The 23,666-nt window shown below is 46.8% G+C and carries 14 protein-coding genes; 7 read left to right on the top strand and 7 right to left on the bottom strand.

Annotated elements, in window-relative coordinates:
• Positions 1-4: 4 nt before the first annotated feature.
• The 6 genes from KW844_RS17555 to KW844_RS17530 all read left to right on the top strand — a co-directional run bounded on the left by KW844_RS17555 (position 5) and on the right by KW844_RS17530 (position 15,134).
• Entirely contained in the window at positions 5-3,490 is a 3,486-nt protein-coding gene (locus KW844_RS17555) for a SusC/RagA family TonB-linked outer membrane protein (RefSeq protein ID WP_218378079.1), read from the top strand.
• An 11-nt stretch (positions 3,491-3,501) separates the two neighbouring features.
• Positions 3,502-5,073, top strand: coding sequence for a RagB/SusD family nutrient uptake outer membrane protein (locus KW844_RS17550; RefSeq protein WP_218378078.1), 1,572 nt, complete (start codon positions 3,502-3,504; stop codon positions 5,071-5,073).
• A gap of 210 nt (positions 5,074-5,283) precedes the next feature.
• The gene (locus tag KW844_RS17545; protein ID WP_218378077.1) at positions 5,284-8,427 is read left to right on the top strand and encodes a SusC/RagA family TonB-linked outer membrane protein; all 3,144 of its coding nucleotides are present in this window, start codon (positions 5,284-5,286) and stop codon (positions 8,425-8,427) included.
• 29 nt (positions 8,428-8,456) lie between these two features.
• Positions 8,457-10,061 (top strand): SusD/RagB family nutrient-binding outer membrane lipoprotein, encoded by a 1,605-nt coding sequence (locus tag KW844_RS17540; protein ID WP_218378076.1) that lies wholly within the window; start codon positions 8,457-8,459, stop codon positions 10,059-10,061.
• A gap of 350 nt (positions 10,062-10,411) precedes the next feature.
• The gene (locus tag KW844_RS17535; RefSeq protein WP_218378075.1) at positions 10,412-13,537 is read left to right on the top strand and encodes a SusC/RagA family TonB-linked outer membrane protein; all 3,126 of its coding nucleotides are present in this window, start codon (positions 10,412-10,414) and stop codon (positions 13,535-13,537) included.
• 34 nt (positions 13,538-13,571) lie between these two features.
• The gene (locus KW844_RS17530) at positions 13,572-15,134 is read left to right on the top strand and encodes a SusD/RagB family nutrient-binding outer membrane lipoprotein (RefSeq protein WP_218378074.1); all 1,563 of its coding nucleotides are present in this window, start codon (positions 13,572-13,574) and stop codon (positions 15,132-15,134) included.
• A gap of 202 nt (positions 15,135-15,336) precedes the next feature.
• Here the strand turns inward: KW844_RS17530 and KW844_RS17525 are convergent, their stop codons facing one another.
• The 4 genes from KW844_RS17525 to KW844_RS17510 form a co-directional block, all read right to left on the bottom strand.
• On the bottom strand, positions 15,337-16,437 hold the full coding sequence (locus KW844_RS17525; protein ID WP_218378073.1) for an alginate lyase family protein: 1,101 nt from the start codon (positions 16,435-16,437) through the stop codon (positions 15,337-15,339).
• Between the two features lie 169 nt (positions 16,438-16,606).
• Positions 16,607-17,422 (bottom strand): alpha/beta hydrolase family protein, encoded by an 816-nt coding sequence (locus KW844_RS17520; protein WP_218378072.1) that lies wholly within the window; start codon positions 17,420-17,422, stop codon positions 16,607-16,609.
• A 65-nt stretch (positions 17,423-17,487) separates the two neighbouring features.
• On the bottom strand, positions 17,488-19,809 hold the full coding sequence (locus KW844_RS17515) for a M1 family metallopeptidase (RefSeq protein WP_218378071.1): 2,322 nt from the start codon (positions 19,807-19,809) through the stop codon (positions 17,488-17,490).
• Positions 19,810-19,825: 16 nt separating this feature from the next.
• A complete protein-coding gene (locus tag KW844_RS17510) occupies positions 19,826-20,410 on the bottom strand; it encodes a HupE/UreJ family protein (RefSeq protein WP_218378070.1) in 585 nt (194 codons plus the stop codon).
• Positions 20,411-20,478: 68 nt separating this feature from the next.
• On the opposite strand from KW844_RS17510, the gene KW844_RS17505 reads away from it, so the two are divergent.
• On the top strand, positions 20,479-20,964 hold the full coding sequence (locus KW844_RS17505) for a DUF6702 family protein (protein ID WP_218378069.1): 486 nt from the start codon (positions 20,479-20,481) through the stop codon (positions 20,962-20,964).
• A 371-nt stretch (positions 20,965-21,335) separates the two neighbouring features.
• On the opposite strand, the gene KW844_RS17500 is transcribed toward KW844_RS17505, so the two are convergent.
• The 3 genes from KW844_RS17500 to KW844_RS17490 form a co-directional block, all read right to left on the bottom strand.
• Positions 21,336-21,635: a hypothetical protein gene (locus KW844_RS17500; RefSeq protein ID WP_218378068.1), complete on the bottom strand. Its 300-nt coding sequence runs from the start codon at positions 21,633-21,635 to the stop codon at positions 21,336-21,338.
• Positions 21,628-22,173: a hypothetical protein gene (locus KW844_RS17495; protein WP_218378067.1), complete on the bottom strand. Its 546-nt coding sequence runs from the start codon at positions 22,171-22,173 to the stop codon at positions 21,628-21,630. Before KW844_RS17495 ends, KW844_RS17500 begins: the two co-directional genes overlap by 8 nt.
• A 200-nt stretch (positions 22,174-22,373) precedes the next feature.
• Positions 22,374-23,663, bottom strand: coding sequence for a phenylacetate--CoA ligase family protein (locus KW844_RS17490; RefSeq protein WP_218378066.1), 1,290 nt, complete (start codon positions 23,661-23,663; stop codon positions 22,374-22,376).
• Positions 23,664-23,666: the final 3 nt, after the last annotated feature.

Raw genomic sequence — 23,666 nt, 5'->3', positions numbered from 1 at the left:
CAATATGAGGGTAAAACCATGCCCACTAAAATGGTTTTTCTCTTTTGGCCTGATACTGACGCTGCTGCTTGCAGGTAGCCTGACCTCCGTTGCCAACGCTGTCAGGCATGTTCAGGAACCTACTATACCCATTATTGTCAGTATCCAGGCGAAGGATAAGAACCTGGAGGATGTTATTTCGGAACTATCAACCAAAACAGGATTAAACTTTCATTATGATAAATCAGACTTAAACCTCCGGAAAAAAGTAACACTCAACTGTGTGAAAATTCCAATCGAAGAGGTGCTAATACAGCTATCTACCCAAACGGGACTGAAATTTACCCGTAAAGAAAACAAAATAATCGTTGGAGCAGACAGTGATTCCCAATCCTCGCTGACTGTAGAGTTGAACAGTAAGGTTTCATTAGACAGAGATATCACCGGATTTATACGCGATAACAAAGGCACGCCGCTACCAGGAGTAACAATTCAGATCAAGAACACCACAAAAGGCACGCAGGCAGACGCCGAGGCCGCTTTTACCATTAAAGCAGCGCCGGGCGATATACTCGTTTTCAGCTCCGTAGGATTTTTTACCAAAGAAGTAATGCTCGGCACCTCCAGCGATATCCAGGTTACCATGCTGGAAAACGTACGCGCACTGGGTGAACTCGTAGTAACGGCCATGGGTATACAAAAAAAATCAAAAGAACTGCCCTATGCCACCCAACAACTAAGCGGAGACGACGTTTCGCTCGTAAAAGATGCCAACGTCATGAACACCCTCGCCGGAAAAACTGCAGGTGTAACAATTACACGTAATGCCTCCGGAATAGGCGGATCAGTAAGAGTCGTACTCAGAGGTAACAAATCCACCCGCGAAAATCAACCGCTCTACATCGTTGACGGTGTACCCTACGCCAACTTCATGCCCTCCCAGCCCACGGACGTATGGGGACAATCCAACAACATCATCGGAGCCGGTGGTCGCGACGGTGGCGACGGTATCTCCAACCTCAACCCGGATGATATCGAAAGCATCAGCATACTCAAAGGCGCATCCGCAGCAGCACTCTACGGCAGCCAGGCCGCAAACGGCGTGATCCTCATCACCACCAAAAAAGGAAAAGCAGGTAAAAGTAAATTCGATTTCAGTTCCGACTTCACCCTCCAAACACCTTCCCTCCTGCCCTCCCTGCAATACCGCTACGCACAAACAGATCCGCCAGGCGTAGGCTCCACCAACAGCAACCAACCCGGTTCACTCGGCAGCTGGGGTGAAAAAATTACTGCCCCCGACCATGTAAAAGATTTCTACCAGTCAGGACATACCTGGACCAATGGCATCTCCTTCAGCGGAGGCACCGAAACAGCACAGAGCTACCTATCATACGCCAATACAACAAACAAAGGAATTTTGCCTACCAACACCTTCAGGAGGCACGCTTTTAATTTCCGTGAAACGCTCAAACTGTTTAATAACCGATTCGTTATAGATGCCAACGCGTCCTTCCTGGCGCAAAATACCAACAACCGCCACTCCTCCGGGCTGTACTACAGCCCCATTTCCGGACTGTACACCTTCCCCCGCGGACTCGATTTCGACTATTACAAAAATAATTTCGAGTACCCTGACATGGAGCGAAACCTCTATCTGCAAAACTGGTGGAACATCCGCCACGACAAAAGATGGATAGGCCAGGATGACCAGCAAAACCCGATGTGGGCCCTGCAGCGCAATATCCGTAAGGACTACCGTTATCGTGGTATGGCTACCATCTCCCTGAATTATAAATTCAATGACTGGATATCTGTTCAGAGTCGCGGCAGCTACGATAAATCCATGGACGAGTACGAACTCCAGGCCTACGCCGGCACACAGGTAGTACTGGCGGCCTCCAATGGCAGGTACACGCTGGAAAAGGAATTCAATACGCAGGCATACGGCGACCTGATGCTCAACGTATGCGGAAAAGCAAACGACTGGCTCCACCTGGCCGGTAACATCGGTGGCAGCATCACAGATATTAAAGCACATGAGCGTACTTACAACGGCGCTAATCCCAACTCCGACCCGGGACTGATGTACCCGAATAAATTCGCCGTCAGCAATATTATGAGCGTAGCCATGGATGCCCAGCATTCTGTGGATCAGAAGCAGATGCATGCCCTCTTTGGTAACATGCAGCTGGGGGTGAGGAACGTGTTGTTTATTGACCTTACCGGTCGTAACGACTGGTCCAGCACATTTGCCTACACGCCTACCCTCAAGAAAGGATATTTCTATTATTCTGCGGGAGCCTCCCTGATCGTGAGCGACCTGATGAAAATGCCGCAGCAGCTTGACTTCCTCCGGGCACGCCTTTCCTTTGCCAAAGTAGGTAACGATATAGCCAGCTATGCCAGTAATCCCGCACCATTCACCATGCAAACCATTGCCGGCGTTACCCGTGTAGTGCTCAACCAGCGTACCCCCTACCCCGGCGTATTCCTGGCACCGGAAGACAACCAGAGCTTTGAAACCGGGCTGGAGGCCAGGCTGTTTAAAAACCGCCTTACCCTCGACGTGACCTGGTATAAAAACAATAACTACAAGCAATACATGGAAGTGCCCGCCCCACCGGGTTCCAGGTATCTCACCTATTACCTGAACATGGGTAATATCCAGAACAAAGGCTGGGAAGCCACTGTAACGGTATCGCCTGTACGTAATGAAAAAATTAACTGGACCAGCACCGTCAACTTTGCCACCAACAATAACAAGGTGATCAAACTCAGCAATGATGAAATTCCCGGAGCCGATAACAGCAACAGCTTTGTGCTGACGGATTTCGGCGTAAATATGTTCGGCTCCTTTATTCAGGAAGGCGGCTCCTGGGGCGATATTTACAGTAACAAGGAATTGGTAAAAAATGAAAAAGGACAATACCTGCTCGATGATCAGGGACGACTTGAAACCAGAGGCATACAAAAAAGAGTGGGCAACCCGAATCCTGATTTCACGCTGGGATTGAACAACACGGTTGATTATGGTAACTGGTCGCTGAGCTTTCTTATCGACGGCAGGTTTGGTGGCAAGGTGATGAGCGTAACACAGGCCGTACTCGACTGGTACGGCGTGAGCGAAGTATCAGCCAAAGCACGCGACAATGGTGGTGTAAAGATCGATGCAGTATATGAAAACGGAACACCTTTTAACGGCATACTGGATGCACAGTCGTATTACACGACGATTGGCGGCCGCGCCGGCATTGGTGAACTGTACATGTATGATGCTACGAATATCCGTTTACGTGAGCTGAGCTTAAGTTATCGCATACCCCTGAAATGGAAGTGGCTGCGCAATGCGCGGGTAGGGTTGATCGGGCGCAATCTATTCTTCTTTAAACTGGAGGCGCCTTTTGATCCGGAAGTATCCATGGGTACGGCCAACGGACTACAGGGCGTGGATGTATTTGGCTTGCCGCCGGTGCGAAGCATGGGTTTGAATTTAAAAGTAGGTTTTTAAAAAATGCAGCTATGAAAAGGTGGAAATATTTGATAGTGATTAGTATTGCATGCATGCTCCTCAGTTGTACCAAGCGTTTCGGGGAGATCAACAAAAATCCATATGACTTTACCGAAGAGGAGCTGAAAGCCGACTTTCAGCTGATGGGCGAACCTATGTCGCAAGCCCAGCTGAACCTGCTGATATATAATGATCCTCCTACAGCCCAGCTGCAACAGAATCTGAATGCGGACGTGTTTTCGGGGTATATGATGTCGCCCAACCCCTACGAAGGCAATATCAACAACCTTAACTATGGCCTGCTGTATTATTGGAACGTAAAGCCCTGGATTGTTACTTACAGCAATGTGATGAAGTCCTGCGATTTTGCGCAGCAAAAAGCAAAAGGCAAATATCAGGAGTTTTATGCCTGGGCACAGATCGTGAAGGTAGAGGCTATGCACCGGCTCAGTGACATTTATGGTCCTATTATTTATACCCATTACGGAGAGATTAATGCTGACAAAAGCATTGATTACGATTCTCAGCAGGATGCTTACTATGCTTTCTTTAAAGATCTGAACGAGGCGATCGGTGTACTGACTGATTCAGTGAATAATCATGCTGCCTGGCGGTTCTCCAACTTTGACCTGGTGTATAAGGGAGATTACAGCAAATGGGTAAAATTTGCCAATACACTGCGCCTGAGGCTGGCGATACGCATAAACGGCATAGATCCTAAAAAGGCAAAGCAGGAAGGAGAAGCTGCGCTATCACATCCGTTAGGATTACTAACCAGTATAGAGGACAACTTCAATGTAAATATTTCACCGGTAACCCATCCGCTGAATATCATGTGTAACAATTGGGCGGACATACGCATGGGGGCGCCTATGGAATCGATACTCACCGGCTATAAGGACCCACGCCTGCCACATTATTTTGTACATGCTGATGGCGGACCGGATGTATATCATGGCATTCGCAACGGGATAGCCATCAGTGCCAAGGAGGACTATACCAGCTTTTCATCACTGGTAAAGCTGGAAAGTAAAATCCAGTTTATGACGGCAGCAGAAGCCTGGTTCCTGAAAGCAGAAGCTGCTTTAAATAACTGGAGTAATGCCGGAGATGCCGGTGCAAATTATGAAAAAGGCATCAGGACTTCCTTTCAGCAGTATGGCATTACTAACGTGAGCGACTATATCAATAACGATACCAGCAAGCCCAAACCCTATGTGGACCCGCATAATGCGGCCAATAATATTCCACCCGGAAACAAATTTTTATCCACCGCCACCATTAAATGGGATAATAATGCCCTTTACCAGGCAAAGCTGGAAAAGATTATTACCCAAAAGTGGATCGCCATGTTTCCCGAAGGACAGGAAGCGTGGAGTGAGTTCCGGAGAACAGGATATCCTAAATTATTTCCGGTGGTAGTTAACAACAGCGGCGGTACCATCTCCACAGAAAAATTTATACGCCGCCTGCCTATACCACAGATAGAATATGTAACAAACCCACAGGCAGTGGAGCGCGCCAGGCAAACGCTGAACGGGCCGGATAATGGCGGAACACCGTTATGGTGGGATCTGCGATAATCTTTTTTTGCACGCGTTTTTCTCTCGCCTTTGGCGAGAGAAAAACGCGTGCGTTTGTATGAGCGAAACGCTGATATCAACGTACAAAACTTTTTTTCAAACGGCATGGTACTAAGTTAATTTCCACCCGACTCCTTCATCATACATAGCGCTAAAAATTCCCGGGGAAAATTTTGATCAACCCATTTCACTAATCTTAAAAAGGCATGTATGAAAAACAACCTACGCCTTATGAGAATGTGCGTGGCTACCAGTGTAGTCATCACTTCCATAACAGCAGTTCATATGCAGGCGAAGGCCGCTAACCTTTCGGCTACGGCAGTTTCATTTAAGAGCACCTTCCAGAATGGCCAGGTTTCCGGTACTGTACGTGACAGTAAGGGAAATGTGCTGCCAGGCGTGACTGTACAGGTAAAAGGTAGTAATAAAGGTACCCAAACCACTCCGGAAGGGAACTACCACCTGGAAGCAAAAAACGGAGATGTGCTGGTGTTCAGCTCTGTAGGATTTGCTCCAAAAGAAGTAGCTGTAGGTAATAGCGCTACATTAAATGTAACCCTTGATGATAATGTAAAAGGGCTGAATGAGCTGGTGGTAACTGCACTTGGTATTCAGCGTAAAGCAAAAGAATTAACGTATTCCACACAGTCGGTAAAAAACGAAGACCTTACCACTGTAAAAGAAACAAACGTGGTCAATAGTTTATCCGGAAAAATTTCCGGTTTGCAGGTAAACCGCAGCGCTTCCGGTGTTGCCGGTTCTGCGAGAGTAGTATTACGTGGACAAAAATCCATCCGCGAAAATCAGCCATTGTATGTTGTAGACGGAGTTCCTATTGCGAACTTCACCAGTGCACAACCTACCGACCTGTGGGGACAATCATCCGGAGCTTCTTCCGGCGGTAGGGACGGTGGGGACATCCTCAGTACTATCAATCCTGATGACATTGAAAGTGTGAACGTACTGAAAGGTGCCTCTGCCTCTGCACTGTATGGTAGCCAGGCTGCCAACGGGGTCATCATGATCACCACTAAAAAAGGAAAAGCAGGACAAACGAAAGTCAACTTCTCTTCCAACTTTATGCTCGACAAAGCCGCCTACGGCCCGGATTTGCAATTCTCCTATCTGCAAACAAATAAAGACAACCTGTACAGCTGGGGCAGCAAAGGTTCCAGCCCGGATCATGTAGAATCATTTTTCCAGAACGGCCAAACATGGATCAACTCCATCAACCTCTCCGGCGGTACTGAAAAGGCACAGACTTACTTCTCCTATTCCAATACTACCAATAAGGGAATTGTGCCTACTACCAAGTTTGATCAGCATACGGTTAACTTCAGGGAAAACGCCAATTTCTTCAACGACCGGTTGAATATTGATGCGAACGTGCTTGCCACTACGCAGAAAGCGCATAACCGCCCGAGTTCAGGACTTTACTACAACGCTCTTACTGGTTTGTACCTGTTTCCGAGAGGGCTGAACTTCCAGAATTATGCGGATAACTATGAGTACATGAGCGCCAAGCGTAACATGTACATGCAGAACTGGTGGAACCTGAATTATGAAGAAGATAAAAGTGGCCAGGACTCCCAGCAAAATCCTTATTGGATTCTTAACCGCAACGTCACTGAAAATAAGAAGGATAACCTGATTGCGGCGATTACCCTCCGTTATAAACTAACGCCCTGGCTGAATATCCAGGCAAGAGGCAATGCCAATAAATCATGGGATAAATATGAGCTAAAAGCCAACGCCGGTACGCAAACTACCATTGCGGATGCGAATGGTCGCTATACCTACGATTACATCACCAGCACCCAATATTATGGGGACCTGTTGGTGGTTGGTACGCCCAAACTGTCCGACAACTTCGGGCTTAATTTCACCGCAGGTACCAGCATCACGGATCTGAAGCAGGACCGTACTTTCCTGGATTCCAAGGACGGTGACCTGGCGTTTGCAAATGTGTTTCACATTGGTAACCTGAACCTTAATTCTGCTACCAAATTAACGCCTACAGGCCTCAGAAGGCAGTTACAGTCTGTTTTTGCTACTGCTGGTATTAATTTTAAGGAGAAGGTGTTTTTAGATCTGACGGGCCGAAACGACTGGTCATCTACCCTTGCGTACTCACCAAACATGAAGAAGGGATACCTCTATTATTCAGCTGGTTTGAACACCATTGTAAGTGATTTAATGAAGATGCCGGAGTGGGTAAACTATGGTAAAGTTCGCGCGTCTTATGCAAAAGTGGGTAACGATATTGCATCTTTTGCAACCTTACCGACCAATACAGTGACCTCCGGTATATTAACATCTAATACCTCCGGTGCATTTCTGGGTCAGCCATTGAAGCCTGAGATGACTACTTCCGTGGAGCTTGGTACTGAATGGCGTTTCCTGGACAACAGGCTGAATTTCGATTTCACCTGGTATAATTCTCACACCAAAGATCAATACTTCGATTTCCGCATATCGAGTGGCTTCCTTTACCCTAACGCCTTCATCAATGCAGGTGACGTGCGTAACACGGGTATTGAGGCCACTTTAGGTTACCAGGTAATCAAACAGAAAGAGTTGAGCTGGACTACCACCTTCAACTTCACGCGTAACAAAAATACCCTGATCGAGCTGGCCCCACAGCTGCGCGGCGATTACACGATTACTCCGAAGGGGGATAACGTGAATAACTATGCGCTGGTGCTGCATGAGGGCAGCTCCTTCGGGGATATTTACGGCAGGGCGTTTAAACGTGCTGCTGATGGCAGTATCCTGGTGGATGACAATGGCAAGCCGCAGGCTGCGGATGGTCCGCTGACCTACCTTGGCAACCCAACGCCTAAGTTCTTATTGGGCTGGAATAACAGTATTACCTGGAAAAATTTCAACATCAATTTCCTGATCGATGGTCGTTTTGGTGGTAAGGTAATGAGTGTTACGCAGGCTATGCTGGATGAATATGGGGTATCTAAAAATACAGCAGATGCCCGTGATGCAGGCGGTGTTAACATCAATGCAACCAAAGCCAGTGGCGGCAAGTTTGCCGGCCCTATTGACCCTGCCGTGTTTTATGGTGCGGTGGGTGGCCGTGCGGGCATCACTGAATATTACATGTACGATGCTACCAACGTGCGTTTGAGAGAGTTCTCCGTGGTGTATACCATTCCTACAAACGGCAAGGTATTAAAGGATCTGAAGGTGGGCCTGGTGGGCCGTAACCTGTTTTTCTTCAGCAAGAAAGCTCCTTATGATCCAGAGCTGAGCATGAGTACCGACAATGGTTTACAGGGCGTGGATGTATTTGGCCTGCCTGCTACCCGCAGTTTTGGTCTTAACCTGAAAGTGACCCTCTAACCCGATTCAGAACCACAAAAACAAAAGCTATGAATTCTCAATCATTGAAGATAGCAGGGTTGGCAGTTGCGGCGATACTTAGTTTTGGCAGCTGTACAAAGAATTTTGAAGAGATCAACAAGAACCCTTACGGGTCTACCGATATCGATCTGCAGGGCGACTATGCCATCGTAGCGGCGCAGTTGCAGCAGGCGCAGCGCAGTATTTACCTGTACCAGCCGGTACCTTCCTTTCAGTTGCAACAGAACCTGTTGGGGGATGTATTCAGCGGGTATATGATGAGTGCGACGCCCTTTGCCGGCAACAGTAACAACCTGAATTACAATCTGTTGGATGGCTGGACAAGTTCCGCATTCACCATTGCATACGCCAATGTGATGAATCCGTTGTATAAGTCCCTGCAGTTTTCGAAAGAGAAACAACTGCCCGATGCGGTAGGGATGTCGGAAATTCTGCGGGTAGCGGCGATGCACAGGATCAGTGATATATACGGGCCCGTTATTTACACGAAATATAATACTCCTAATGCAGAAGGCGGCGTTGATTTTGACAGTCAGCAGGAGGCTTATAATGCGTTTTTCACGGACCTGAAAGATGCGGTGGCACAACTGACACCTTTTGCCGGTAAAACAGCCAGCACTTTGTTTGCAAAGGCTGACCTGGTGTATGGGGGAAACTATACCAAATGGCTGCGTTTTGCCAACACCCTGCGCTTGCGGCTTGCGTTGCGTATCGTGCGTATAGATCCGGCCAAAGCGAAGCAGGAAGGCGAGGCGGCGCTGGCCGATCCGGCGGGTTTGCTGCTGGATGCGAGCGACAATTTCCTGGTGGATATAGGCAGTACTACCCATCCATTGAATACCATTAACGGCTCATGGGATGATATCCGCATGGGGGCACCGATGGAGTCGATCATGGGCGGCTATGCAGATCCGCGGTTACCCAAATACTTCCGTACTGCCACGGACGCTGCTGTAACAGGTACGTACAAGGGTATACGAAATGGGATAAATATAGATGCGAAGGAACGTTATGTGGGTTATTCCAAGCTGGCTGATTTTGCCAGTAAGATTCAGCTGATGACGGCTGCGGAAGCCTGGTTTCTGAAGTCGGAGGCGGCGCTGCGTGGCTGGGCCAATGCCGGCAGTGCCCAGGCCAATTACGAGCAGGGCATCCGGGTATCGTTTGACCAGTACAAGCTGGCTGGTGCGGATACCTATATTAATAACAGTACTGCCAAACCTTTGGCTTATGGAGACCCTAAGGCTATTACGGCTGGCAGCAACGATGTTGCTACGGGTTCTCCTTATCTGAGTACGATCACTATCAAATGGGATGCGGCAGCATCTTTCGAAAGAAACCTGGAGCGGGTGATCACACAGAAATGGATCGCCAATTATCCGGAGGGGCAGGAAGCGTGGAGTGAGTTCAGAAGAACCGGTTACCCTAAGCTGTTCCCTGTGGTGATTAATAATAGTGGTGGAAAGATCAGTACAACAGATTTTGTGAGAAGGGCCATCTTTCCGAGCAATGAGTATCAAACCAACAATGCGGCGGTGCAGCGGGCTATTGGCCTGTTGAGCGAGCCGAAAGATGTGGGTGGTACTCATTTGTGGTGGGATCCAAAACAATAATAACAATCTCTTTTTTGAATCGCGTGCATAAAAAATCAATGCCGGTCTTATCAAGGACCGGCTTTTTTATTGGATATACAAATGTGTAAATTTTACACTTCAAAAAATTTGCAAAAAAAATTTGCAATTTTTTAAAGATTGGATGGTACCAAATGAATTTAGCCCCGACTACTATATAGCGATCAAAATAAAAATAACTGTAACGATAACGACTATACGAATTATTAGACCTGATGTATCCCTTTGACCTGTAAGATTTCACTGACTACTCAATTATGAAGGACGGTTCACTTGTGCATCGGGGGTCTTAAATAAACATTTATCCAAACCAAAATCAAAATTAGGTAAGTATGAAAACAAACCTACGCCTTGTAAAAGTATGTGCAGTAGCCGGGCTCACGCTGAGTGCCGCGATTACTGACAATGCTTTTGCCGCTTCCGCTGCAAGGGTGGCTAACGCTACTGCTTTGCATGCTAACTTCCAGCAGAAGGAGATTCATGGTACTGTAAAAGATGCTAAAGGCTCCATACTCCCCGGAGTTACAGTAATGATCAAAGGATCTGCAAAAGGTACACAAACAGATGTGAATGGTCAGTTCAAGCTGGCCGCCAAAGCTGGTGACGTACTGGTATTCCGCTTTGTGGGATATGGTTCACAGGAAATTACCGTAGGCAGCAGCGATGAGGTGAATGTAGCCCTGGAAGAGGGTGCTACCGGGCTGAATGAGCTGGTAGTAACTGCATTGGGTATTAAGAGAGAGGAAAAAAGCATTGGTTATGCCATGACCAAAGTGAAGGGCAGTGAATTTACCCAAGCCCGTGAAATCAACGTAGCTAATGCGCTGGTTGGTAAGGTAGCTGGTGTAAACAGTACCGCTCCTTCTACTGGTGCCGGTGGTTCCAGCAGGGTAAGTATCCGTGGTACTGTATCGGTAGCAGGTACTGTACAGCCATTATATGTGGTAAATGGGGTACCTTATAATAACACGAACATGGGTAATCCTGGTAAATATGGCGGCTCCGATATGGGAGATGGTATGGCCAGCATTAACCCGGATGATATTGAAGATATTACCGTCCTCAAAGGTGGACCCGCAGCAGCGCTGTATGGCTCCAGGGGTCTGGGTGGCGTAATCCTCATCACCACCAAATCCGGCAAAGCCCGTAAAGGACTGGGTGTAGAGGTGAACAGCAATTTCACAATTGATAAGGTACATGACTTCCGCGACTTCCAGGATCAGTATGGTCAGGGTACACAGGGGGCCAAGCCAACCGATGCCGGTGGTGCTAAAGCAACTGGTTTATCTTCCTGGGGCGCTAAACTCGATGGTTCCACTACCCCATTATTCAATGGCACAAACTCTCCTTATGCCAATGTTGCAGACGACCACTTCAAGGACTTTTACAGAACAGGAAATACTATTTCCAATACTGTAGCTATTTCCGGCGGTAATGAAATGGCATCCTTCCGCCTGTCACTGGGAGACCTTAGAAACCAGGGCGTATATCCAAACTCCTACTACAAACGTAATAACGTTGCATTGGATTTGAACTACAAGCTGAGCGACAAGTTTTCCGGTGGTGTAAACATCATCTATTCTAAAGAGCGTGCCAATCGTTCCAACGTAAGTGATGCACCAGCCAATGGTAACTTTGCGATTATGTTCCTGCCGAATAACGTACCGGCAAAATCACTCGCACCAGGATGGGATCCGCTGACAGACTTCGAAACTGAATTCAACGCAAACCAATATAACACCAACCCATACTTTGCTGCGGCCAAAGCCACTAACCTGACCAATAAAAACAGGACTACGGCAACGGGTACACTGAAATACCAGGCTACTGACTGGTTATTCTTCCAGGGTCGCCTGAGCAATGATAACTATAGCTTTAACAGTGTTAGCATCTGGCCTTATGGTATTGCCTTTAAGCATGACGGTAAGCTGCTCGGTGATCAAACTAATACCTTCAACGAGCTGAATGCTGAGCTGATGGCTGGCATCAATAAAAAGCTGGGTAGCCACTTCAATGTGAGCGCAAACGTAGGTGGTAACTTCATGAAACAGGATGTTAAAAACATCGGCATGAATGCGGATGGGCTGGCATATAAAAATGTATACAGTCCTGCAACTGGTAGCTCCGTAGTGCCGTCACTCACTACTCCAAACAAAGAAATCCAATCCGTGTACGCATCAGCAGAGTTGTCTTACAAAAACATGCTGTTCCTGAACCTGACAGATCGTAATGACTGGTCCAGCACATTACCTAACGGAAAGAATTCTTACAACTACCCTTCTGCCAGTGTTTCTTACCTGCTTTCCGAAACAATCAAAACTGATTGGCTGAGCCTTGCAAAAATCCGCGCAGGTTATTCAAAAGTGGGTGGCGATGCTGAACCACAGAAAACACAACTCTACTACGCTACACTTGCCGGCGCTTCCATCAACGGTGCTCCTATCGGCAGTATGCCAACAGAAATACCGAATAAAGCGCTGGAACCACTGATGGCCACGGAATATGAAGTGGGAACACAACTCTCCTTCCTGCGTAACAGGGTGAGCGTTGACTTCGCCTGGTATAAAAGAGCTACTAACAATGATATCGTAGCAAGTAGTATTTCCTATACTTCCGGGTACGATAAGAAATATGTGAACCTCGGTAAAATCGAGAATACTGGTATCGAACTGTTAGTTGCCGTTACTCCAGTGAAAACCAACAATTTTAGCTGGACTACCACTGTAAACTTCACTAACAACAAGAACACCGTAGTGCAGCTGACAGATGGCCAGCCAGACTTACAGATGGACGAATCCAGAACGGAGCGTGCGTATGTAAAACAAGCGGTGGGATTACCAGCCTTCCAGATCACAGGTTTTGATTACCTGAGAGATGATAAAGGAAACCTGATCCTCGATAACGGCCTGCCACAGGCAGGTAACCTCAAATACCTGGGTACTGCAGTAGCGCCTATCACCGGTGGTTGGAGCAACGAATTTAACTATAAACGTTTCGGCCTTTCATTCCTCATTGACTTCAAAGATGGTGCAGTAATGTACTCTGGTACCAATTCTACAGCGTACAGCCTGGGTCTGCATAAAGAAACGCTCCCAGGCCGCGAAACGGGTATTACTGTAACCGGTGTAGATGCAACTGGTAAAGCGGTTTCAGTTCAGAAAGATGCACAGACTTACTACGCCCGTCTTGCTACTATCTCTGCTTTACAAGTATATGATGCAGACTTCATCAAGTTCCGTTCACTTAGCCTTACTTATAACTTCCCTGCCAGCGCCTTCAAAAATAAAATTGGTGGCTTAAGTCTCTCATTGGTAGGTAGAAATCTGTTTTACATCAAGAAGAATGTGCCAAACATTGATCCTGAGTCATTTTACACCTCTGGTGTTGGTCAGGGTCTGGAATATGCAGGTGTTCCAACATCCGCCTCTTATGGCCTGAATCTGAACGTGAAATTTTAATTAAGGGTTTGTACGAAGTTCAAAAAACAGCAACATGAAATCATTAAAGAAATATACTATACTACTGGCCGTACCGGCACTGACGTTTTTGTCGTCCTGTACTAAAAACTTCGAATCACTGAACACTGATCCTAACAGTGCTTCTGCCGAAACTACCATTCCAATTTATTCCCTTACCAGGGCGCAACTGGAATTCACTGGTAACAACGACTTCAGCTTCGAAACATGGCGTGTAAACATTATTTACCTCAGTTTGATGACCCAACAAATGGCATCTACTACAGGATGGTATAACGGCGATAAATATTCCCGCAGCGATGGGTTTGCCGCCTCTTACTTCCAGGTAGCATATCCTTCACAGGTTAAATACATCGAGGATGTAATTGCACAAACGAAAGGTAAACCTGGTGCCATCAACCTTTACAATATCAGCAGGATCACCCGTGTTTTGATTTATCACCGCCTGACTGACCTATACGGCATGGTGCCTTACAGCCAAGCTGGTAAAGGTTATCTGGAAAATACTACCACCCCAAAATACGATACACAGAAAGACATCTATGCGGACATGCTGAAGGAGCTGGATGAAGCAGCCAAAGCACTGGATGCCACTAAAGATGTGATAGGCAAAGGAGATATCATCTACGCCGGAGATTTAGCCAAATGGAAAAAACTGGCTTACTCCCTGATGGTACGCCTGGGTATGCGTATGACCAAGGTAGAAGAAGCCACTGCAAAAACCTGGGTAGAGAAAGCATATACCGGCGGTACGTTCGCGTCCATCGACGATAACGCTAACGTAAGCCACAATGGTGCCGGTGGCCGTGCTACTGTAAACAGAAACAGTAACATCATCGGTGGGGAGTGGGATGCAGTAGGTAAAGGAAACGTTTACCTGAGCAAAACCTTCGTTGATTTCCTGAAAAACAACAACGATCCACGCCTCGGAGTGTATGCACAAATCAATCTGACCGGCGATAAAACACCTGCCAACCAGGTAGGCTTACCAAATGGTTACGATGAAAATGGTGCTACTACTGCTAACGATGTACACAAAGCACCTGGCTTTAAAGATACCATTGCCAACTACTCCACTGTTCGTAAAGACATTTTTGCGAAACTGGATGGTTATACCTCTCTGGTAACTTATGCACAAACCGAATTGTTGTTGGCAGAAGCCGCACAACGTGGATGGAATGTAGGAGCTAATGCCGCTACGCACTATGAAAATGGTGTGAAAGCAGCCATGACACAACTGAAACAATATGATGCTGCGGCTAATATCAGTGAGGGGGCAGCTACCACCTACCTGACAGCTCATCCGTACAATCCTGCTACTGGTCTGGAGCAAATCAACACCCAATACTGGGCTGCCAGCTTCCTTGATTGGTACGAAGTATTCAGTAACTGGAGAAGAACTGATTTCCCTAAGTTGACACCAGTAATTTATCCTGGTGATAACAATGGCGGACAGATTCCAAGAAGAATGCTATATCCCGCTGTAGAAGCCAGTGCCAACGCCAAGAACTATACAGACGCTATCAACACACAAGGTGCCAACAACTTTAACACCCGTGTTTGGTGGGATAAACAATAAGCAACTTAACGTTTAATACATAGGTCACATACAAGATGCTAAAGGCCGTTTGTACTCTTACTTACGGCCCTCTTTTAAAGCTCTTGCAACAATAATACTTTCATAACAACTAGGACATATTTAGCATTATTGAACGGGTCGTCTAATCTTTAGACGACCCTTTTTGTTCTATTGATGCCTTTGGTTTTATTGCGGTACGCTATTACTTAAACGGAATACGGTAATGGGTATACGTAGTGAATCCTAAAAAAGTATAATCCCCCGGCCAGCCTAATGGTGCCTGCAACTGACGGAGGTAATCGAGGTTGGTAGTTTTATAGTAATTAGCAGCAACCTCCAAACCCGGGAAAATCTTACTGTTAGCAGAACAGAAGGAGCACTCCGCCTGATTATCCCAGGCTTTACGCATGTAATCATACCCCTTTGCCATTAATCTCTCCCCAAATTCCCAAAGGGATTTATCCCCTTGCAATTGAGCCAGCTGGGCTGCGTAGGAAAATGCAGTGAGCGAATACTGAAAGTGTACACAGTCTTTACGATCGCAATATTCAGAAATATCCCCGTTTTCCTTAATTACGATGGGCATAAACTTCGCAGTAATATCATACCCCTCCTGGTATAAAGCAGTACTATCCAGGAAGATGCCTATGGCCATTTTGGCGTAGCCCTGCGAGGCATTCCAGTTGTTATTATAAATGGGCATGATATTGATATAATCCCCTACCACCGTGCGGAGGTAATTACCAAATTGCGCAATGTCAGCCTCTTTCCAACCGGCATTTTTACCATTCACTTTGTAATGACGCATAATTTCTGCGGCAGCAACAAAACCCGGGGTAGTCCAACAAGCCTCCAGACCAGGCTGACGCTTATTGGTAGCGGCATTCAGCAGGTCATAGTTTTTAAACGCATAGGACCAGCCATTAATTAAACCAATGGTTTTCTCCGCATATTCCGGTTTACCCGTTTTGGCCCAGGCTAACGCATACGCATACACGAGTTCTGCATCCCGCCGGATCTGTGACTTGGATGGGGAAGTAGCACCATTGGAGCCTACTACCACCGTTGCAAAAAAGGAGGTAGGATAATCACTGCGTTCAATAAACTCTTCGACCCTTTTATAGGCAGCCACGCGTACCGCGTCTCCTTTATCCACTTCCTTGCTGATCAGGTCAAGTGAAGCCTTGGTATTGAGGATCGCAGGGTGCAGGAATTTCTTCGGTTTGGGACCGTTGGCCGTAGCCTGGAGCGCAATTATGCAGGTAAACGCAAGGGCGCTGGTAAGTTGGATTATCTTCTTCATACAAAAAATGCAATCGATTACAATTAATATTCAAAAATAAGCAGGTTTTACCTGCTTTAATAATTTGTGCTGAGCCGTCGGTGTCAGTAAGCCTGGTTGCGTGCTTGCTTTACTGTGAGGCGAAACTGCGGTTATCAGTACCTCTGGCCCCGAATAACCGCAGAAAAAGTTACTGCTGAAAGAACCTGTGAAAAAACAACATCTGGTACTGCACAGCATTGCTCCAGTATTCCCAGTTATGTGCGCCGGGTCTTTCAATATAATCATGTGGTACTTTCCGTCGCAGCAATGACTGGTGCAGACTTCTGTTCACATCAATAAAGAAATCACTGACACCGCAATCCACAATCAACGGCATTTTGCTGGTGCTGTCGAGCTTTTCCACCTGCATACTTACCGTGTAGTCGGTCCAGTTAGCGCCATCAGGGCCGGGATCTCCCAGATGTTTTACGATGTCCCAGTTTTTAGGGAAAGGCCTGAAATCCACGCCTCCACTCATACTACCGGCCGCGCCAAAAATATCCTGGTGGCGGATGCCGAGGTATAAACCGCCGTGACCGCCCATACTTAAACCGGTGATGGCACGACCTTTAGGGGACGGAACTGTTTGATAATGCTGATCAATGTAGGCCGGTATCTCCGTACCAACATAGGTTTCAAACCGCCAGTTACTGTCGATCGGACTATCCAGGTACCAGCTGCCGATGGCGCCGTCGGGGCATACGATCATGAAATTATATTGATCCGCAAGTTCCCGGAGGGCGGGTACTTTATTGATCCAGTTGCTGTAATTGCCGCCATAGCCATGCAGCAGGTATACCACCGGATAACGCTCACCGCCATTTTTATAGCTGCGCGGTGTAATCACCACTGCTTTGAAACTGCGGTGCATGGCTGCACTGGGAATGGCAATCGTATCCACCTGTGCTGCCTGGCAGGCCTGCAGCACCACGAATGTTAAAATAAAAAACAAGAGTGTCCTCATAACGGAAATCATATTTATGCAACAATAAATATCTAAAAAAAAAAGCAGCATTGCTGCTGCTTTTCTTAATTTCTTGCCTTACGCATCGGATTATCACCGGTGCTGGCCCCTCGTGGGGTATTGCTGCCCTTAAACAGTTCAAACTGTGAAGGTGCGGCTTCCCGCGGCCAGCTGTTGTTGGACTCATCAATATCCGCTGTTTCGCGGTATGGGTCCAGTCGCACACTGGTTACCTGTTTATCTTTTGCAAATACTTTTGTTACCTGGTTTTCATTTTTCCGCCAGATGTAAACCGGAATCCGGTCTACTTCTTTCGTACCATCTGCGAAGGTCCACTCGAGCAGTATGGGCATTACCAAACCGCCTTTGTTATTGAACGTGAGCTCATAGAAATTCTTTTTGCTGTCGTAGAGCTTTTTCTCAGCGGGTGTGAGACTGTTGTAGTAGTTATTGAATGCGGTCTGGTCTTCTTTAGACACAGCAAAGCGGTCATATTTGCTGTAGAAGTCCTGCAGTTCAGCATCCTGGTCCACCACATATTTTACGCCATCCGCTTTGTTTTTGCGGCGAGCCACGTGATCCATATTTTTATCGTAGGCGGCTTGGGCTTCTTTGTTATTTACTGCCGGGTTTTTGGAATCGAGTCGATACCATTTTACAGTATCCAGTGCGATATCGCAAGGTTCTGTACCAAAGAACCATCCACGCCAGAACCAGTCCAGATCTACCGCTGAAGCATCTTCCATGGTACGGAACAGGTCGGCCGGTGTTGGGTGCTTAAATGCCCAGCGGCGTGCGTATTCACGGAACGCGAAATCAAACAACTCTCTGCCCATCACAGTTTCACGCAGGATATTTAAGCCTGTTGCAGGTTTCGCGTAGGCATTAGGACCAAAATTGATAATGTTTTCAGAATTGGTCATAATAGGTTCCAGCTGGTCTTTCGGCATTTTCATGTAGTCTACGATCTTATGCGCAGGGCCGCGACCGGAAGGGAAATTGCTATCCCACTCCTGTTCTGCCATAAACTGGCAGAAGGTATTCAGACCCTCATCCATCCATGTCCACTGGCGCTCATCGGAGTTAACAATCATCGGGAAGAAGTTATGACCTACTTCGTGAATGATTACGCCTATCATACCATTTTTAGTGGCTTCAGAATAGGTACCGTCTTTATCAGCGCGACCGTAGTTGAAGCAGATCATCGGGTATTCCATACCGTTGGCAGCTTCCACGGAGATGGCCACCGGATAAGGGTATGGAATGGTATGTTTAGAGTAGGATTGCAGGGTGTGTGCTACTACCTTGGTAGAATAGCGGTTGTAGAGCGGATAGGCTTCCTGGCCGTAGTACGACATGGCCAGTACCTTGTTGCCTTCCACGTTGGTAGCCATAGCGTCCCAAACGAGGCGGCGGGAGGATACCCATGCGAAGTCGCGCACGTTGCTGGCTTCGTACTCCCAGGTTTTTGTGCTGGAAGCATGACCTTTCATGGCCTTCTTCGCTTCGTCGAGGGTAACTACTTCCACGGGTGTTTTGCTGGATTGTGCCTGCTGCCAGCGTTGGAACTGGGCAGGTGTCAGCATGTCTTTATAGTTCTGGCATTCACCGGTACCGCCTACTATGTGATCAGCAGGAACGGTCATGCGTACTTTGAAGTTGCCGAATGTGAGGGCAAATTCGCCGCTGCCAAAGAATTGTTTATTCTGCCATCCCTGGAAGTCGGAATACACGGCGAGGCGTGGATACCACTGGGTGATGGTGTAGAGGTAGTTTTTATCTTCCGGGAAGTATTCGTATCCACCGCGGCCGCCAACGGTCATGCGGTCGGGGATGTTATAGGACCATTCTACCTTGAAGCGGTATTTTTCACCGGGCATGAGTGGTTGGGCCAGGTCCAGCCGCATCATGGTGCTGTTGATGGTATAGGGCACTGGTTTACCGTTGGTGTCGGTTACTTTGGCGATTTTTACGCCGAGGTCTTTATCTTCCTTGAGGATGTTATTGATAGCGCTCATGTTCATTTTATCAGACATGCGGCTACTGTTGATCTGCTGCAGTTCACTTTTGGCGTCGTGCTGGTTTTCGTCCAGTTGCAGCCAGAGGTAGGTGAGCGGATCGGGTGAGTTGTTGTAGTAGGTGATTGTTTCTGCACCGGTGAGTCGCTGTTTGTCATCGTCGAGTGTGGCGGCGATGTCGTAGTCGGCTCTTTGTTGCCAGTATTTAGGTCCTGGTGCACCGGAGGCAGAGCGGTACATATTAGGCGTCTGGAGCATAGTGCCCAGTTGCTCGAAGCGGTTGCCATGGTTAGAGCCGGGATTATTTTGTGCATGCAGGGCAAAGGTGCTGCTGCACAAGATTCCAAGCAGGAATATACTTCTTCTCATAAACGGTATAAAATACTTAATTCAAAAACATTGCTCTTGCTCCTTCGATCACCATTACGAGGGCGATCCCGAAAGCACCTGAGGAAACACAGAGGTTCCAGTCGCGGCGCTTTACTCCGGCCAGGTTGACGAGTACTCCGGAGATTACTAAAATTATCATCACAATTACGATCTGCCCACATTCCAGGCCCAGGTTGAATCCCAGCAGTGGCCCGGCGACATTGGTGTGTGCGCCCAGCATACTTTTCAGGTAGTTCGAAAAACCCAGACCGTGTATCAGGCCGAAAAACAAGGCATAGAAATAATTCAGCTGCAATTTTTTCGGTTCACTGTCTTTACGAATGATATTGGTTGCTGCGGTGATGCAGATGGTTACGGGTATGAGCCATTCGATAATATCGCCTGGCACGTGGATTACATCTAATACACTCAGTGCCAGCGTAATGGAATGCCCGATGGTAAATGCTGTCACCAGGATCAGGACTTTCTTCCAGTCGCGCAGCAGGTACATGGCACACAAGGCTATGATAAACAAGATGTGGTCATAGGCGTCCCAATTAATAATGTGCTGCCAGCCCAACTGAAAATACAAACCATCCATTGCACTACTTTTATCTAAATTTGTAATTATATAACCAAAAAGTTAATTTTTCCTAAAATTTTTTGCTAGTGGGATTATTACTATGTAAATGGTGGGTAGGTATTGTGTTGGCGATGCATCCTTTTTATGCCAGCGTAACAGAAATAACCCATAATGCGGCCCATCAGGAGTTGGAGGTGAGTACCCGCATTTTTACGGACGACCTGGAGAAAACGCTTAAAAAACAGTTTAAGACATCTTTTGATATTATCAAGCCGGCTAACCGCAAGCAGGTGGAGGGTTTTATTGCGGCCTACCTGCAGCAGCATTTATCTGTAAAAGTGGATGGGAAGCCGGTGGCGCTGAAGTTCATTGGTTATAAGATTGAGGAGGACGCTGTTTGGAGCTTTCTGGAAGTGGGGCATGTGGCGGCACCTAAGAAAGTGGAGGTGCGCAATGATGTATTATACGAGCAGCATGCTACACAAACCAATATGGTGCATGTGATTGTTGGGGGGAAAAGGCAAAGTTATAAGCTGGATAATCCACAGGCAACGGCGGTATTTGGATTTTAGCGGAGGCGCTGCGGCATGCGATTTTTTGCATTGGCAGCTGACAAACTATCGGATGTCTGGAGCCAGCCTGTTGCGAACCTCTATTATTGAAAGTGACCCACCACTATTAGCAGCGTTTTTTCCGCGATGGATCACGCGGAGGCAACCAGCTGTCTTTGCGGCACCAGCGGCTTAAGTTTTTCTTTACGGGCGGGTAGGTATAAACGCGGCCAGTAGCACGGTAAATCTTAAAAATTAATGCGGTGTTCCTGCTTTCTCTTTTACTGTATGGCCTGCTTATCACATACCATTCTGGTTCGTTGAAATAATGGAAATCATCCATAAAAATCTTTCATCTTATTACTTACCAATTATTTCAAATGTTTATATTATTACCATTTAACCCACCTCCTCCTGGCTCCATGCCTGCGTCTTCTCAATGCAGGTTTATATCCTCTTTTTTCATACCGCTTAAACCATCGTCTAAGTTTCTTAAATGACGGCTCCTTCGGATTATAGCCAGTACGGCGATATTCACTAATAGAATAAGAGGTAAACATTTTTATTTGTTTACTTTCTACATAATTCTGATCGCCAATGGGAAGCAGGTCATCCAAAAAAGCTAAATCTGCAATTGTTATATTTCTCCATAAAGCTTCACTCTCCAGCGCAGCTTTCTCTCTATCAGTCAATGGCCTGGTCGTTTTCTTTCTTAAAATATGCATGTATAAGTTTTTTCGCTTTTATTTCTGGAATTTTCATTCTTAAATGCCCAACAAGCTGAGCACCTAATTTATCCTTGTAGTAATCCACCAATTTTGTCTTCGCCACAAATCCAATCTCCCCTCCATATCCTTGCTCCAACGACAACTTACAGACAAAAGCAAACAAATTTGGTGCAACACCGGAAAACAACTTCAGCTTACCCACATTCGCAGGGGCATTTTCAATAAGATGAACAAAGTAATGATCCGTACAATCTGTACAACTCATTACTCCATGCACTTCTTTCGGACGATTTATTATCGTCAGTTTGTACACTATCCTGTCTACACACTGGCATTCTAATTGCCAGTTAAATCTCCATTTTTTCCGACGGGTTAGCTTTTTCGCTTCCTCCATGGTTAATGGTGAAACAATGGTATCAAACCTTTCTCCTGTTCTCGTACAAACAATACTATTAGTCAGTTCATCGATCTCTACATCGATGAATAGCGGGTTAACTTTCATACCGGCAAATTAGCCGCTATTAAGCCTCAAAAACGCCCGAATGAGCTGACTTCATCCCCGAATGAGAATGAACAGAACGAAGTAAGAATGAACGGAATGAACAGATCAGAATGATCGAAAAATGATTACCAAACTTGCGCAAAAAACAAAGAGATGCCTCACCGGCATCTCCCTAAAAAATATTTAAATAAAACATACTACTACCGCTTATCCACAAACTTCACCGGCTTCCTGCTGCCCTCCGGAAACTGCATCTTCATAATCTCCGCCTGACTGCAATACCGCACCTGCGGAATCACCCGCAGCTTCGCCTGTAAGTACGATTTAATCTTCCGGTCCATCTCCTCCGACTCCTCCAGCGGCCACAAATGCAGCATGATCTCGTCCGTACCTAATTCGTTGGAATGTACCTCCACCACAAACTCCCGCACCTCGTTCATCTCATTCAGCAAATCAAACAGCGCCGGCGGATACAACGTAGTACCCTTAAATTTCAACATCTGCTTTTTGCGACCTATCACCGGCGATAAACGAATAGTTTGGCGGCCACAGCTGCAAGGCTCATTGTAATACCGACAAATATCACCGGTCTTGTAACGCAACAGTGGCATGCCTTCCACCCCAAGCGTAGTAATCGTTACCTCTCCATCCTCACCAGGACCTACCTGCTCATTATTATCATCCAGCAGCTCCACATACAGCAACTCCGGATGATGATGCCCCCCATGCCCCGCCTTACATTCAGTGAAAGCAGTCTGCATTTCAGTGGATGCATAGGTGGAATACAGCTTTATATCCCATTGCTCCGTTATTTTCTTTCCCAATACATTCAGTGAAAAATCAGTATTACGTATGTTTTCCCCAATACACACGGCCTTCTTCACGGATGTACTGTTCACATCAATATTATGCTCTTTTGCATACGCTATCAGCTTTACCAGAAATGAAGGCACTCCTACGATAGTCGTAGGCTGTATGCGCTCAATATTTTCCCACTGCATACTGGGCACGCCAGGGCCTACACGCAGTACGCCGGCACCCAGCTTACGGATACCATTGTAATACGCCATACCCGCCATAAACTGACGATCCAGCGTGAGCATCAGCTGATACACATCACTGTCGGTACCATCAGCGCAACTAAAAGAAATATATTCGTTGTAAGTAAGCCTTTGTAAGTCCTTTTCCGTTAAAGCCAATATCACCGGCCGTCCCAGCGTGCCGCTGGTAGTAGTATACTCCGCAATCTTGCTTTTATCCACACATAAAAAATCCCAGTTTTGCTCCTGCAACGCTTCTTTGGTAACTGGTGGAATTTTCTTTACCTCTTCCAGCGAACGGATATCATCTGCCTGTATACCATGACGCTTGAACCAGTCTTTATAAAACGGTGAAAACTGCTGGAGGTAGCCGATCATATGCAGCACTTCCTTCTCCTGGAAAGCCCTGATGGCAGCTAAAGACTGTAATTCAATATCGGGTATATACATAGC

The sequence above is a fragment of the Chitinophaga sp. sic0106 genome (assembly GCF_019219075.1).
Classification (GTDB): domain Bacteria; phylum Bacteroidota; class Bacteroidia; order Chitinophagales; family Chitinophagaceae; genus Chitinophaga.
Note: the sequence above shows the minus strand (reverse complement) of the source record. Positions and strands in the feature narration are given on the sequence as shown.

Excerpts from the sequence above, each read along its gene's own strand:
- KW844_RS17535 (WP_218378075.1), top strand. The coding sequence starts at position 10,412 with ATGAAAACAAACCTACGCCTTGTAAAAGTATGTGCAGTAGCCGGGCTC.
- KW844_RS17520 (WP_218378072.1), bottom strand. The coding sequence starts at position 17,422 with ATGAGGACACTCTTGTTTTTTATTTTAACATTCGTGGTGCTGCAGGCC.
- KW844_RS17540 (WP_218378076.1), top strand. The coding sequence starts at position 8,457 with ATGAATTCTCAATCATTGAAGATAGCAGGGTTGGCAGTTGCGGCGATA.
- KW844_RS17545 (WP_218378077.1), top strand. The coding sequence starts at position 5,284 with ATGAAAAACAACCTACGCCTTATGAGAATGTGCGTGGCTACCAGTGTA.
- KW844_RS17530 (WP_218378074.1), top strand. The coding sequence starts at position 13,572 with ATGAAATCATTAAAGAAATATACTATACTACTGGCCGTACCGGCACTG.
- KW844_RS17550 (WP_218378078.1), top strand. The coding sequence starts at position 3,502 with ATGAAAAGGTGGAAATATTTGATAGTGATTAGTATTGCATGCATGCTC.
- KW844_RS17555 (WP_218378079.1), top strand. The coding sequence starts at position 5 with ATGAGGGTAAAACCATGCCCACTAAAATGGTTTTTCTCTTTTGGCCTG.
- KW844_RS17495 (WP_218378067.1), bottom strand. The coding sequence starts at position 22,173 with ATGAAAGTTAACCCGCTATTCATCGATGTAGAGATCGATGAACTGACT.
- KW844_RS17490 (WP_218378066.1), bottom strand. The coding sequence starts at position 23,663 with ATGTATATACCCGATATTGAATTACAGTCTTTAGCTGCCATCAGGGCT.
- KW844_RS17510 (WP_218378070.1), bottom strand. The coding sequence starts at position 20,410 with ATGGATGGTTTGTATTTTCAGTTGGGCTGGCAGCACATTATTAATTGG.
- KW844_RS17515 (WP_218378071.1), bottom strand. The coding sequence starts at position 19,809 with ATGAGAAGAAGTATATTCCTGCTTGGAATCTTGTGCAGCAGCACCTTT.
- KW844_RS17525 (WP_218378073.1), bottom strand. The coding sequence starts at position 16,437 with ATGAAGAAGATAATCCAACTTACCAGCGCCCTTGCGTTTACCTGCATA.